10 protein-coding genes are annotated in these 13,851 nt (G+C 72.5%); 2 read left to right on the top strand and 8 right to left on the bottom strand.

Annotation, left to right across the window (positions count from 1 at the left end):
• Positions 1-109 precede the first annotated feature (109 nt).
• The 7 genes from FH608_RS17595 to FH608_RS17565 all read right to left on the bottom strand — a co-directional run bounded on the left by FH608_RS17595 (position 110) and on the right by FH608_RS17565 (position 7,543).
• Entirely contained in the window at positions 110-955 is an 846-nt protein-coding gene (locus tag FH608_RS17595) for a phosphotransferase family protein (protein ID WP_139631614.1), read from the bottom strand.
• A 203-nt stretch (positions 956-1,158) separates the two neighbouring features.
• Positions 1,159-2,709 (bottom strand): carboxyl transferase domain-containing protein, encoded by a 1,551-nt coding sequence (locus FH608_RS17590; RefSeq protein ID WP_139631613.1) that lies wholly within the window; start codon positions 2,707-2,709, stop codon positions 1,159-1,161.
• A 157-nt stretch (positions 2,710-2,866) separates the two neighbouring features.
• Positions 2,867-4,555, bottom strand: coding sequence for a transposase (locus tag FH608_RS17580; protein ID WP_226899639.1), 1,689 nt, complete (start codon positions 4,553-4,555; stop codon positions 2,867-2,869).
• Positions 4,556-4,604: 49 nt separating this feature from the next.
• Positions 4,605-5,246 (bottom strand): IS607 family transposase, encoded by a 642-nt coding sequence (locus tag FH608_RS17575; RefSeq protein ID WP_226899690.1) that lies wholly within the window; start codon positions 5,244-5,246, stop codon positions 4,605-4,607.
• Positions 5,247-5,390: 144 nt separating this feature from the next.
• Positions 5,391-6,101 carry an SLC13 family permease gene (locus tag FH608_RS17570; protein WP_226899638.1) on the bottom strand — a complete coding sequence of 237 codons (711 nt, stop codon included), beginning with the start codon at positions 6,099-6,101 and terminating at the stop codon, positions 5,391-5,393.
• A 262-nt stretch (positions 6,102-6,363) separates the two neighbouring features.
• Positions 6,364-6,603 (bottom strand): transposase, encoded by a 240-nt coding sequence (locus FH608_RS52780; protein WP_226899637.1) that lies wholly within the window; start codon positions 6,601-6,603, stop codon positions 6,364-6,366.
• On the bottom strand, positions 6,572-7,543 hold the full coding sequence (locus tag FH608_RS17565) for an RNA-guided endonuclease InsQ/TnpB family protein (protein ID WP_226899636.1): 972 nt from the start codon (positions 7,541-7,543) through the stop codon (positions 6,572-6,574). Before FH608_RS17565 ends, FH608_RS52780 begins: the two co-directional genes overlap by 32 nt.
• Positions 7,544-7,790: 247 nt before the next feature.
• On the opposite strand from FH608_RS17565, the gene FH608_RS17560 reads away from it, so the two are divergent.
• Positions 7,791-8,444, top strand: a complete 654-nt coding sequence (locus FH608_RS17560) for a GNAT family N-acetyltransferase (RefSeq protein WP_139631611.1) — start codon at positions 7,791-7,793, stop codon at positions 8,442-8,444.
• Between the two features lie 259 nt (positions 8,445-8,703).
• Here the strand turns inward: FH608_RS17560 and FH608_RS17555 are convergent, their stop codons facing one another.
• Positions 8,704-12,354, bottom strand: coding sequence for a LamG-like jellyroll fold domain-containing protein (locus FH608_RS17555; RefSeq protein ID WP_139631610.1), 3,651 nt, complete (start codon positions 12,352-12,354; stop codon positions 8,704-8,706).
• A gap of 438 nt (positions 12,355-12,792) precedes the next feature.
• Here FH608_RS17555 and FH608_RS17550 point away from each other — a divergent pair, with 438 nt between their 5' ends.
• On the top strand, positions 12,793-13,815 hold the full coding sequence (locus tag FH608_RS17550; RefSeq protein WP_139631609.1) for a LacI family DNA-binding transcriptional regulator: 1,023 nt from the start codon (positions 12,793-12,795) through the stop codon (positions 13,813-13,815).
• Positions 13,816-13,851: the final 36 nt, after the last annotated feature.

Here is a 13,851-nt window from a genome sequence, read left to right as displayed (position 1 = left end):
GGAAAGTCACCTTCAAGGTCAACTCTTTGCGCAGCTAATAGCAGGGGCCTCCGCCACGCCGATCACTTCTTTTTCTCGCGGGGCTCATGAATCACATGTGCCGATTCCGTCACTCGATATTCGTCTCGAGCCAGGCGACAATGTGTTCCACATAACTATCGACGAGCGTCAGCGGCTTGCCGCCCAGTTCGAGCACCGCGACGAGATGGTCGACGCCGAACGTCCGCTCCCAGACGAGGGCGCGCCGGTAGGTGTCGGCGGTGACGGCCCGCCGCACGGTATCCCAGCCGTGCCAGCCCATCAAGGCGGCGTCGATCGCCGGGTCGAACAGGTGGGCGCGGTCCCAGTCGAGCACGCCGACCAGCTCGCCGTTCCCGTCCCAGTGAACGTTGCTGCCGGCGAGGTCGCCGTGGACGAGGGCGTCAGGGACCGGCTCCAGCGCGAGCGCCGCCTCCAGCCGCCGGCGGCCCTCCTCGCGCCACCTGCGGGGGAACCGGGGGATGACCTCGTCGGCCAGGATGGCGGCCCAGCTCGTGGCACCCTCGTGCTCGCGCGGCGCGGGCAGCAGCGCCCGCAGCTCCGGCGTGACCGGGAGCTCCCGCAGCGCCCGGAGCAGTTCCCCGATCCGCGCCGGGTCGCCCTGGCCTTTGCCCAGCGCCGTACCGCCGATCCACGACACGGCCACGGCCGCCCGCTCCCCGAACGCCGTCACCGGCGTCAGCGGCTCGGGCACCGCGAACGGCAGCCCGGCCGCCGCGACGGCCCGCAGCACGTCCGTGCGGCGCGGCAACGCCTCGGCCCCCGACGGCCGATTGCTGATCCGTACGGCCGCCTTCCCGGGCACCAGGACGACGTCGTGGAATGCGCCCCGGGCGAGCCGCGCCGCGTCCAGGGAGACGCCGGGCAGCAGCGCGTCGGCGATCTCCAGCAGATCGGCGGGGACGGGCTCATTCATGCCATGCCACTTCCTTCGGCCGGGACGGGGAACAGTGCCACATCATCCCAGCACCGTGGGGCCGCCCGTCCCGCCGGCCTCGCACCACTTCCGTCACGCCCCCAGGAGTCCTCGCCGAGACGGCGGCTTCCGTACGGGACGTCGCGCCCCCGACGTCATGACCTCGCAGGAGACGGCGGCACGACCTCGCAGGTTGCGGCGGATCAGGCGACGTGCGCGGGTGCGGTGCCGAGGTCGCGGTAGCGCCGGAGCCGGCCGGCGAGCAGGCCGGCGCGGTCGGCGTGGACCATCGCGAGGAGCTCGCGCTCCAGCTCGCGCCCGACGCGGCGGCAGAACGCGCGCGGCTCCTCCGCCGCGTCCGGGCGCTCGGCGATGATCCGGTCGGCGATGCCGGCGGCGACCAGGTCCGCGGCGCGTACGCCCTGCGCGGCGGCCAGCCGCGGGGCGTGCGCCACGTCGCGGTGCACGATGGCGCTGGCCCCCTCGGGCGGGAGCGGGGACAGCCAGCCGTGCTGGGCGACGAGCACCCGGTCGCAGGGGATGAGCGCGAGCGCGCCACCGCCGCTGCCCTGCCCGAGGATGATCGACAGCGTCGGCGTCTCGAGGGTGACGAGCTCGGCCAGGCACCGGGCGATCTCGCCGGCCAGCCCGCCCTCCTCCGCCGCCGGGCTGAGCGCCGCGCCCGGGGTGTCGATGACGGTGACGAGCGGCAGGTCCAGCTCGCGGGCCAGCGCCAGCCCGCGCCGGGCCGCGCGCAGGGCAGCGGGGCCCATCGGCCCCTCGTCGGCCTGGGTGCGGCGGTCCTGGCCGAGCAGCACGCACGAGACGCCACCGAAGCGGGCCGGCGCCAGGTACAGGCCCGGGTCTCGCTCTCCCGCGCCGGTCCCGCTGAGCGGCAGGACGTCCGTGGCGGCGTGCCGGAGCAGTTGCCTGACGCCGGGGCGGCCGGCCCGCCTGGAGCGGGTGATCGACTCCCACGCGGGCACGTCGGGCAGCCGCTCCCCCGACGCCTCCTCCCCTGACGCTTCCTCCCCCGTCGCCCGCTGCCCCGACGGTTCATCGCCCAGCGCCCGCTCATCCGGAGCCGGGGGCGGTGCGGGCGGGGATCGCAGGATGGTCAGGGCCCGGTCGGCGATGCCGGCCAGGGCGGACGGCGGCAGGACGGCGTCGACGAGCCCGTGCCGGTACAGGTTCTCGGCCACCTGCACCCCCTCGGGGAACGCCTCCCCGTGCAGCGCCCGGTAGACCCGCGGCCCCAGGAAGCCGATCCGCGCCCCCGGCTCGGCGGCCGTGACGTGGCCGAGCGACCCCCACGAGGCCAGCACGCCGCCGAAGGTCGGGTCGCGCAGGTAGACCAGGTAGGGAAGCCCGGCGGCCTTGTGCCGCGCGACCGCCGCCGAGATCTTCACCATCTGCAGGAACGCCACGGTGCCCTCCTGCATCCTCGTACCGCCCGAGGCGGGCGCGGCGAGCAGCGGCAGCCGTTCGGCGGTGGCCCGCTCGACGGCCCGCACCACCCGCTCGGCGGCGGCCACCCCGATGGAACCGGCGAGGAAGCCGAACTCGCAGGCGACGACGGCCACGCGGCGCCCGCGCAGCAACCCCTCCCCCGTGATCACGGCCTCGTCCAGGCCGGTACGCCGCCGGGCCGCGGCCACCTCGGGGTCGTCCACGGGCCCGAGCGGCTCGTCCCAGCCGCGGAAGTCGTCGAGGACGAGCCCGACCAGTTCGGGCGCCGTCAGCCGGCCAGCCACGCGCGGATCTCCTCTTCGTCGGCGTTCAGGAGCGGAGGCGCGGCGTGGTCGACCTTCGTGGTCTCGACCTCGCCGTCCGGCCCCGCCGGGTCGAAGAACCGCAGCGGCGGCCCGGGCAGCGCGACCTCGCCAACCTCATCCAGGGTACGTACCGTTCCTAGCGATGTTGGCCACTGCTGGCCGGATCGCGTGATACCGGGCTTAACCGGTGGCCCTCCGAACGGTCGTGAGGGGCGGGGGACAGCGCGAACGGGCCACTTCGGCGCGGACGGGTCTTGCCGCCCCCGTGGGGCGTGCCCGCTGTCCTGGGTGGGCTCGCGGCCCCACGCGCTCTCGGGGCGGGTATGGCCTGGCCGGTAGCTCTCCGCGCCGTCATCCTCCGGTGGCGGGCGGTCACACCTGGCCGACGCCGTAGCCGCTGCCCGAGGCCGCGTCGTGCGATGGCCACGGCGGCACCATGATGCCGCGTGACGGTGATCTGCTTGGTCTGGTCCTGCAGCGGGGCGGTCCAGTACCGGCCGCCCCACCGGCTGGTGTAGGCGGGATCAACGGCGAGGACGACCAGCCCAGCATGGTAGGCCATGCCCCGGATGCGTTCCCGGAACTTCGCGGTGGGTATCTGGGCGACGGTGCGGCGCAACGCCTTGCCGCGCTTGCCGCGTCCCAGGGTTTCGCGGCCGGTGGCGCGGGCGTCGTCGAACCCGAGATCCTCCACGGCGATGGCCGCGCAACCATGCGTTCGCGCGAGGCGGATCAGTTGCGTGATCGCGGCCCGGAGTCGTCCGTCGCGTTGCGAGGACGGCCCGGTCAACTCGGCCGGGATGGTGAACGGCTCACCGACGGGGTTACCGTACCCGTCCAGCACACAGGCGGCGAGGTGGCCGGCGTTCAGATCGACGCCCAGCACGCGCACGCCGGACGCGCGCAGTTCTTGCGGCGTCGGCAGGACTGTGGTGTCCGCTGCCCACGAGGCGTCGAGGTACCACCTGCCGCGCTCAGGGTCGCAGGCGATGTCGTAGCGGACGGCCTTGTTGGCGGTGGCCCGGTCCAGCCGCTCCTGCCGCCGGTGGGAGAACGTGACGGTGCACGACAGCGTGTAGCGTCCGCGTGGCGCGTTCGCCAGGTGCCGCAACGGCGCGGGCAGCACGATTGAGATCTGCCCGGTGTCCGGGTGCACGGTGATCGTGTAGTTGCCGTGTGGTGCGCCTGATTCTCCATCGGCTGTCAGGAACAGCCGTTGCGCCTGCCACCGCTCACGCCACTGGGCTTCGGTGAGGTGAGCGTCGTGGAGGTTGTGGCGGGTGTTGAGCAGCCGCCGCCCGCCCGCCACGATCGCCGGGCGGGCGGAGGCAATCTGTTGTTCCACGCCCGTGAGCCGCGCCCGAAGCGTCTGCAGGCGGCGCTGCTTGTGTCGGCGTTCGTCCCGGGTGGCGTAGCCGCGTACCCGGCCGTGGCGGTGACCGCACGCAGCGGCGAGCCGCTGGGTGATCACGCGGATCGCCCGCTGCAAGCTCACGCGATGCGCCTGCAGCGTTCTCATGGCGAGCTGGTACTGGTCCTCGCTGGCGCGGGTGATGGCTCCGGCCCACCGCGAGGAGGATACGGCGGTCAAGGCGCGCTTGCGCTCGGCGCGCTGGTTGTCGCGGGCGGGCACGTTCCCGATCGTGATCCGCCGGGCGAGGTCACGCCGCTGGTGGGAGCCGAGAAGCTCACCCAGCAGCCGTAACACCTGAGCGTCTTCGGCCGTGACGCGGAGCCGGTCACGGATACGCGCCCCCGACGGCGCGGCGACGGTGAAGGGGGCGGCGAGGGGACGCGGACGGCGCTTGTTCGCGCGCTTGGCCATCGCCCCCTCCCCCACGCACACGTTCGCCCGTGTCCAACAATGACCTACTCTACCACGTCTTTACTACGTCTCGCACACACCTGATCACCTGGCGTTGCCGGGCAGAGCGCTGCCCATACAGGCGACCCGAGAACACGGTCACCACCGCGAGCATGTCCCGCACCAGTTCCGACTCCCGCGACGCCTCCAGCCCCTCACCCGTGCCGGCGACCTGCGTGCCGGTGACCTCCAGCACGGTCCCGAACGCCGGCAGCAGCACATCCCGGATAACGCCGACACCGAACCGGGCCAGCCGCTCCTCTTCTTCCACCAGCAGCGCCGACACCTCTGGTCGTTGGCACGCCGTCAGCGCCCCGCGTAGCCCCCGCCGCTGGTCGGACAGGCCCGAGGCGACATCGGAGAACTCAGCGACGATCACCCGGCCCCCGGCCGCCAGGCGCAGACGCTCCATCTGCCGCTCCAGGTCCCCATCGGCGCGCTGCCGCTGCGACGACACCCGTCCGTACAACACCACCCCCGCCTCCTCGCGTGACCGGCCCGCCTCCCGGCGCACAGCCTCCAACTCAGCGACCGAGAACACCCGCCGCCCCCCGGGAGAGCGACGGTCGGGCAACACCCCGGAAGCGGTATATCTGCGCAGAGTCCGGGTGGAGACGCCGAGTATTCTCGCAGCGGCGGTCGCCGACACCATCCCGTGATCCATTCAGGCAATCTAGACCTGACTGACCAACGATGGCCAACTATTCAGGGAACTGCTTCCAACCCGCCCGGCGGGCACTCCGGCGGCGGCGAACCGCCGATGGGCACGCCGACCCGTACCCCTCCAGCGGGCCGCTCACGACAGGCTCCCCGGCACGACGAAGATCGCCCAGGACAGCACCGGCGCGGCGACCACGATGGTCATGCCCCACGTCATGAGGCGCTTGAAGACGTCGTCGCGGTCGGCGACGACGGAGTTGGCGACGACGAGGGCGCCGTTGGTGGAGAACGGGCTGCAGTCCACCACCGACGACGAGATCGCCAGGGCCGTGATCAGGCCGACGGCACCGACCTGTCCCGTCTGCAGGAACGGCACGGCCAGCGGGATGAGCGCGCCGAGGATGCCTGTCGTGGAGGCGAACGCGGAGACCGCGGCCCCGATCAGGCAGATCAGCAGCGCGGCCAGCAGCGGGGTGCCGACCTGGGCGACGCCGTCGCCGAGCCACTGCACCGTGCCCTGGTCCTGGAGCAGGGAGACGTACGTGACGATGCCGCCGACGAGGAGCACCGTACCCCAGCTGATCTTGTCGACCGTGCCGCGCGCCGCCGAGGGGAAGATCAGCGTGAGCGCCACCGCCACGGCCAGCGCGAGGAAGCCGATGTCGAGGTCGAAGACGAGCGCGCCCACGGCGAGCACGGCGAGGCCGACCAGCGCGAGCGCCCGCTGCGCGTCGAGGCGGGGCGGGTCCTGGCCGGACGGCTCGCCCTCGGCGTCGCCGGTGGACCCGCCCACCCGTGCGAGAGCCGGCACCTCGGGCGACTCGCGGTCGCGGCGCACGAGCTTCACGCCGCCCAGGGCGGGGAACGGCGACGAGGCTGATCAGGGCGCACGCGCCCAGGAAGAACAGCACGGCCGGGCTGCCCGGGAGCTGGCTCTTGTCCACCACGCCGTTGGTGATGGCGCCGAAGATGCCGATCGGAAAGAAGCTGCCGCCGGTGGAGCCCTGCACCACCATCATGCCCATCATGACGGGGTGGATCCGGTAGCGGGTCGCGCCAGCGCGCCCATGTTGGTGACTCCTCCGCTCCCTGTAGGGAGCAGCTTCTCGCTATGCCGCTTCCGCAGCCTCGCGAAGGGCAAGCCCTGCCCTCAAGATGTTGATCGCCGCGTTCACGTCGGCGTGTGCGGTGTGCCCGCACGCCGTACAGACGAACTCGGCCTGGGTGACGCGGTTCTCCGCAGCGCAGTGCCCGCAGCCGGCACAGGTGCGGGAGGTGCCGGCGGGGTTGACCGCGATCAGCTCTCGACCGGCGCTTTCAGCCTTGTACGCGAGGATCGTCAGGAACACCCCCCCAGCCCGCGTCGAGGATCGACCTGTTCAGACCCGCCTTGGCCGCGACGTTGCGGCCGGGCTGGTCGACGGTGCCGGAGGCCGAGCGGGTCATGTTCGCGATCCGCAGGTCCTCGTGCACGATCACGTCATAGTCGCGCACCAGCGCCAGCGCGGCTTTGTGTGCGCCGTCCAACCGCCGGCGGCGGACCTTCGCGTGCAGGGCGGCCACGCGCACGAGGGCTTTGCGGCGGCGTCTGCTGCCGCGCTCCTTATGGGCCAGCGCCTGCTGGGCGGCGGCCAGCCGGTCGGCGGAGGCCGCCAAATGGCGGGGGTTGGCCAGCTGGACGCCGTCGCTCGTGGTGACCAGCGAGGCCACGCCGAGGTCCACTCCGGCTGCGCGGCCGGTTGGCTGCAACGGCCGGGCGGGGACGTCCTCGCACGCCAGCACCGCGTACCAACGCGAGCCCTCGCGCTTGACGCTGATCGTCTTCACTCGGCCCTTCACTGGCCGGTGCCGGTGGACGCGGATGTGGCCGATGCCCTGAAGCCGGACGGAGGTCGCGGTGGGGTGCTCGGGCTGGGAGTTCCAGCGGCAGCCGTCGCCGTCTTTGGACCACTCGACGGTGTCGAACCAGCCGCGCCCCTTGAACCGGGGGAAGCCCGGCGTGCGGCCTTGGCGGACGCGTTTGAAGAACGCGGCGAAAGCCTTGTCCAGGCGGCGCAGCGTGGCCTGCTGGGAGGAGAACGACCAGCGCGCCTGCCCGTCGGGGTCGTCGGCGCGGATGTGCTTCAGCTCGCTGGACCGGTCGCCATAGCGGATCGTGACCCCGGCCTTGGCGTAGGCGGTGCGGCGGTGCTCCGGCGCGGCGTTGTACAGCTGCCGGTGATCCTCCAGGCACGCCGTGAGCGCGGCGGCCTGCTTGCCGGTGGGGCGCAGCAGGAACTTGAACGACATACGCACTCCCACCTCCCACGTTCTGTAACAAGACGACCACGGTATCGGCCGGCACCGACAAAACCCGGAAGGACGTCCGTGATGCGCGGACCTGGCAGGTCAGGCCACGCTCGGGCCTTGACGACCCTCCCGCCCTGACCCCGCGGCGGGCTCCGGGCAGTGGGCCTCGGCGGGTTCCGAGGAGAGGGCCACGGCGGGTTCCGGGCAGGAGGCCACGCGCTTTCCGGGAACGAGGAGGCCGCGTCAAGTGCGGAGCGGGTTCACCGGCGGCGGGGACGTGCGGGTCGTGGTCTCGCCCGGCTCGTGGATGTGCCCGCCCGGATGGGTGGGCGTGGTCGTGCTGGGAGGCGCCTGCCTCGCCACCGTGCCCGTCGCGGGCCTGGTCGAGCCGGTACGAGCGGCGCTGCTGGACCTCCACGACGCCGACCTGGCCCGGCTCCCTGAGCGCCTGCGGGCCCTCGAGGAGCTGGGCCCGGCGACGCTGGCCTACCTCGACGCCGAAGACTTCAACACCGCTCAGCCTGGTGTCGAGGTCGAGTGCCTGACGGTCGGCCACCCGGTGGTGCGGCGACTGCTGGACTCGGTGGCGGAGGAGGACGCGGAGGAATCCGGCCTGGCGGAGGTCTCCTCGGCAGCCTTCGTCGTCCGCGAGGGCGGGCGCGCGGTCGCCGCATCCGGTTACCGACCGTGGCTGGAGATGGCGGCGCACCTGTCCGTGCTGACCGCGCCGGGGCACCGCGGCCGGGGGCTGGCGCGCCGGGCGGCGTCCGCGGCGGTCGCCGACGCGCTGGCCGCCGGGCTGCTGCCGCAGTGGCGGGCGCGTCCCGAGCCGTCACGCCGGGTGGCGCGGGCGCTCGGCTTCCGGCAGCACGGCGCTCAACTCAGTGTCCGGCTCGGCTAGCGCGTAACGCCCGAGCTCCAGGCCAAGCCCGAAAGGCCCCAGCCGGAAGCCCCGAACCGGAAGCCGCGAGCCCGAAGCCGCGAGCCCGAAGCCGCGAGCCCGAAGGCCCAAGCCGGAAGCCGCGAGCCCGAAGGCCCGAACCGGAGGGCCTGATCCCGGAGGGCCTGAGCATGGAGGGGCGCCCCGAGGCTGTGCCGCGTGTTCCTTCTGAGAGGCGCCCCGCCCACGCCGCGGTTCGGCGCGGGCGGGGCGGCGGGTGTCAGTTGCGCGGGCGCCCGCTGAACGGGGCGACCTCGATCCGGTCGATCACCGGTGCGTACTGCGACCGCAGCAGCACCCCAGGGAAGGTGTCCGACGCGTACGTGGTCCCGTCGAAGTTCGGCAGTTCCTCGGCCGCGAAGCGCACCGTGTTGTCCCCCTTCCGCAGCTGCACCGGCACGGTGAGCTCCCAGAAGTTGTTCTCGTGGAACGTGTGCGGGAACGTGACCCGCTGCGCGGCGGCGCCGTTCACCGAGATGTCGGCGTGCCTGGTCAGCGGGTCCGGGTTGTAGTGGGTGGCGGCCGACTGCTCCGGGTTGGAGTAGCGGACGCGCATGGCGTACGTGCCGGACCGGTCGGCCCGCACGGTGAAGGTGAGGGTGTTGGCGTTGCCGGGCTCGCCGCCGATGCCGGTGACGGCGGCCTGGCCGCCGGCCAGGGAGAGCGGCGCGGCCGAAGCCGTCCCCGCGAGCTGCGCGGACTCGGCCTCGTAGACGGTGGCGGGCAAGGCGTCGTTGGCGGGGGTCACCTCCAGCCGGTCGACGAGCGGCCGGCCGGACCGGCCGGTGACCGTGACCTTGTTGACGCCGCCGGACAGCGACACCGCCGCCGTGGAGTCGTTGCGCTTGGCCTCCATCACGGGCACGCCGTTGACCGCCACCGTCGCCTTGCCGCCCCCGAGCATCCTGAGGTCCAGCGTGGCGGCGGCGTCGCGGGCGGAGTAGACCCAGAAGGTCGCCGACTGGCCGCGCCGGGTCTCGACGACGCCCGAGCCGGAGATCTTTCCGCCGTGCGCGGTGTACGACGGGCGGGTCCCGTGCAGGTCGGCCAGTTCGGCCTCGTAGACGGAGGTGGCCGCGGCCGGGTTCGGCAGGGAGAGCCGGATCCGGTCGACGATCGCGTCGCCCTTGGTGGCCTTCGAGCCGTCCAGGCTCCGCGCGGCCAGGGAGATGACGTGGGTGCCGGCCGTGAGCTCGACGGTGGTGTCGGCGTGGTCCCACACCACCCACTTGTAGCCCAGCGGCAGGTACAGCTCCTGCTCGGCGCCGCCGTCCACGCGGACGAAGACGTTGGTCGGCCCCTGCTCGCGCACCCTGTCGAAGGTGTTGAGCGAGTTGGCGAACACGCCGAGGTCGTAGCGGCCGTCCCGGGGCACGTCGACGGTGAAGTCGAGCACGCCGTCGGAGCCGGTGCGCAGCCCGCCGACGTCGTAGCGGCCGGAGGTGTAGAACTTCGACACGTCGGAGGGCGAGCCCTCGGGGCCGTTGCGGCTGTAGCCGCCGCCGGTGTACTTGGCGTCCTCGGCCTCGTACGACCCCTCCCACAGCTCGGGCGCGGCCGAGGTCAGGCTGCCCGTGCCCGCCGGGGTGAGGACGATCTCGTACGCCGACGACTCCGTCAGCTTCGGCAGGTCGCCGCCGTCGAAGTCGAAGGCCACGGCGCCGTCCTCGACCGCGAGGTCACGCTCGGCGACGAGCTCCGGCTGCGGCGAGTCGCCGATCTGGCCGGTCCAGGGGATCTCCCGCACCCAGGCGTGCACGGTACGGCCGAAGACGCCCGCGGGCACGTGCTCGAAGCGGATGTGCCCGGCGCTGCTCGCGCCGCCGATGATGGCACGGGCCTGCTTCTTGGCGGGGTCGAGGGTGGCGACGCCCTGCAGGGTGTAGTTCTGACCGGGGTACGGCGGCGTGACCCGTACGGTGTGGCCGCTCATGCCGCCGTAGGCGTTGAACAGCCACCACTGGCCGTTGCCCCGGTTGGACTGCACGGCGGAGTCGGACAGGTTGCCGTCGATGTTCCAGTACGCGATATCGGCGTCGACCTTCGACTCCTCGATGGCCGACACCCACTGGATCATCTGGCCGGGCACCGAGGTGTGGTAGTTGAAGGCGTACTCGTTGACGTTGATCGGCAGTCGCTTGCCGTCATAGGCGGTGCCGTCGAAGACCTCGGCCTCCATCTCGCGGTAGCGCTCGACGCTCTCCCTGACCCGCTCGGGGTGGCTGAGCTCGTGCCAGGTCATCACGTCGGGCACGGTGCCGGCCTCGACGACGTGCTCAAGATAGCCCTTGACCTGGGAGTACAGCACGCTGGTGTTGGGCCCGGCGATGCGGGCGGCCGGCATCCGGCCCTTGATGAGCGCGTAGACGTCGTCCCACGCCTTGAAGTAGTCGGTCGGGTCGTTGAGCCAGCTGACCCGGTTGTAGCTCCACTCGCCGGTGCCGAACATGTTGCCCTCGGGCTCGTTGAACGGCACGAAGACAATGTTGTCCTGATATTTCGGGTCGAGCTGGAGGACCTGGTCCACCTGCTTGGCGATCTTCTGCTTGTACAGGTCGAGCTTCTCCTCCGGGCTGTCTCCCGGCCACTGGTACGGGAAGCCGCGGTGGATGTCCGTCATGTAGATGTACACGTCGCCGTCGGTGCTGTCGGCCAGCGGCCCGACCACCTCCAGCGCGTCGGCGCCGGGGTGCTGCGGCCCGTCCTGGGCCTTGGTCGAGACCGTGCGCAGGCGCATGCCCTCGATCAGGTTGTTCGTCGGCACCCCCGGCCCGTACAGGCCGTAGAGCGTGCCGGACGCGCCGCCGTGGAAGGCGCCGGTGTCCTCGGCGAGGTCGATGACGAGTTGGCCCTCACGGATCACGGTCACGGTGGCGGTGACGGGCCTGCCGCCGGCCGTGCCGTTCGCGGTGAAGGTGCCGGCGGCGGCGTAGTCGCCGGGGTCCACGGGCGACCACGTGATGGGCAGGTCGCGGTCGTAGCCGTCGGTGAAGGTGGCGCGGACGGCGGCGGGCAGGGCCGGGGCGGTGCCGATGGTGGTGCGTACGGCGAAATCGTCCCGGGACAGGCCCGTCGGCGTCGGTACGGTGCCCCCGGTGACGGCCGCCACCTGCTCGGCCGAGAGCGTGGCGGCGTAGACGCGGAAGTCGTCGACCGCGCCGTCGAAGAGCGGGTCCTGGTAGAACGAGCGCCCGATGAACCCGGCGGACGTCGTGGCCGCGTCGATCAGGTCGGCGGCGCTCAGCGTGGTGGGCGCGGAGGCGACGGCGGCCCCGTCGAGGTAGGTGGTGACGCGGTCGGCGGCGGTGTCGAGGGTGACGGTCAGCGTCTTCCACGCGCCGGCCGGCAGCGCGGCCGAGCCCGTCACCTGGGCCTCGCCGCCCCCGCCCGAGGACGTGACGGCCGTGCGGAGGAGCCCGTCGCCGTTGTACGGGGTGGTGAACAGGTAGCGGCCGTTGTCCTTGCCGAGCGCGTAGATCCACTGCCAGGGGGCCGTGGTGCCGTCCCACTTGACCCGGACCGAGACCGTCAGGTCGGTCCTGCCCTTGAGCGCGGCCAGCGGGATCCGGACGTACGCGCCGTCGGAGCCGGGGGCGCCGCCCGGCAGGCTCAGGGCGTGACCGCCTCCCGAGCCGTCGACGAGCGCCGCCGTGGAGCCGTTGACCAGCGTCCCGTCCAGGCCGTGGCCGGAGGAGTCGCTGATCGTGCCGGAGGAGAGGTCGTCGGAGTCGAAGGTGTAGACGAGTTCGGGAGCGGGCGGGTCGGCCGCCGCCGAGGCGGGCAGGGCGGGCAGGGCGGAGGCGAGGCCGCCGGTTAACGCGATGGCGAGCGCGGCCGGGAGCAGGCCGGCACGCAGGGACTTCAAAGTCATCACGACTTCCCTCAGTGATCGTGGGCTGGGAGTGCCGGTCCCGCCACACCGTGATGTGAGCGTTAACAGATGATGGGGAGTCGAGGAGGACAATGCAACGCGGGGTTTCGCGTAGGTTACGTAGCCGCGCCCCGGCCGTCAATGCCCCCGCCGCTGCCCTCCCGCTGCCCCTGCTCATGCCCACCCTGCCGTTTCGCGACATGTCACGATTCGGTCTCTCACTCTTGACGCGGACCGGCCACCGGGGAACAGTCGGACCACATCGTTGAACCGGTTCGCCTGGTTCTGCGGATCGCCGGTGCACCCCGTGCGGGGCGGTGCCGCGCCGCCGCATGGACACAGACCCGATGGATCCCCAGGAAACAACGGCGATCCGGTCCCGCGATGTGGGGAGTTCGCAACGCGACGGTTGAACCGGTTCGACAACAGGAGGTGAGAGTGGCGACGATCGGAGACGTGGCCCGGGAGGCCGGGGTGAGCCGCAGCACGGCGTCGTACGCGCTGTCGGGCAAGCGGCCCATCTCGGAGGAGGTCCGCCGCCGCGTGCTGGCGGCGGCCGAGGCGCTCGACTACACGCCGAACGCGGGCGCCCGCGCGCTGGCCACATCCCAGACCAAGGTCCTCGGTCTGCTCGCCCAGTTCCACGAAGACGAGTTCGCGCCCGCGATGATGCAGTACATCCTGGGCGTCACCGACACCGCCCGCGACCTGGGCTACGACACCCTGCTGGTCACCGAGACCGACGGCGCCCGCGCGCTGCGGCGCATCACCGACTCCCGGATGGTCGACGGCGTCGTCCTGATGAACATCGCGCAGGACGACGCCCGGCTGCCCATCCTGCGGTCCGCGCCGCAGCCGGGCGCCCTGGTCGGCCTGCCGGACGACTGCTCGGGGCTCGACGTGTTCGACCTGGACTTCGAGGAGGCCGGCCGGGCCATGGTGGAGCACCTCCACCGGCTCGGCCACCGCGAGCTCATCCTGATCTCGCAGCCGGAGCACGTGGTCGAGCGCGGCGGCGCGTACGTGTGGCGCCTGCGCGACGCCGCGCTGGAGCGCGCCCGCCAGCTGGGCGTCACCCTGCACGCGGTGTACGGCGAGTCCCGGCAACCGGCCGTCGGGCTGATGCTCGACGCCCTGCTGGACGCCTACCCCTCGGCGACCGGCCTGCTGATCAACAACGAGGCGGCCACGGCCGCCCTGCCCTCCGTCACCTACCGGCGCGGCCTGCGGGTGCCCGAAGACCTGTCGGTCATCGGGCGGTACTCCGACGAGTTCGCCGCCACCTTCTCCCTGCCCTACTCCTTCATCGAGAGCGCACCCGACCGCCTCGGCTCCATGGCGGTGCGCCAGCTCGTGCGCCGCGTCGAGTCCGAGGCGGCGCGCGGCGAGCCGTTCGTGGTGCGCTTCATCTCCCCCGAACTGGTGTCCCGCGGAAGCACCGCACCCCCAGCGGCCCGCTGACGCGCGGGCCTGAGCCGCCATGCCATCCGCAACGCT

The sequence above is a fragment of the Nonomuraea phyllanthi genome (assembly GCF_006334985.2).
GTDB lineage: Bacteria > Actinomycetota > Actinomycetes > Streptosporangiales > Streptosporangiaceae > Nonomuraea > Nonomuraea phyllanthi.
Note: the sequence above shows the minus strand (reverse complement) of the source record. Positions and strands in the feature narration are given on the sequence as shown.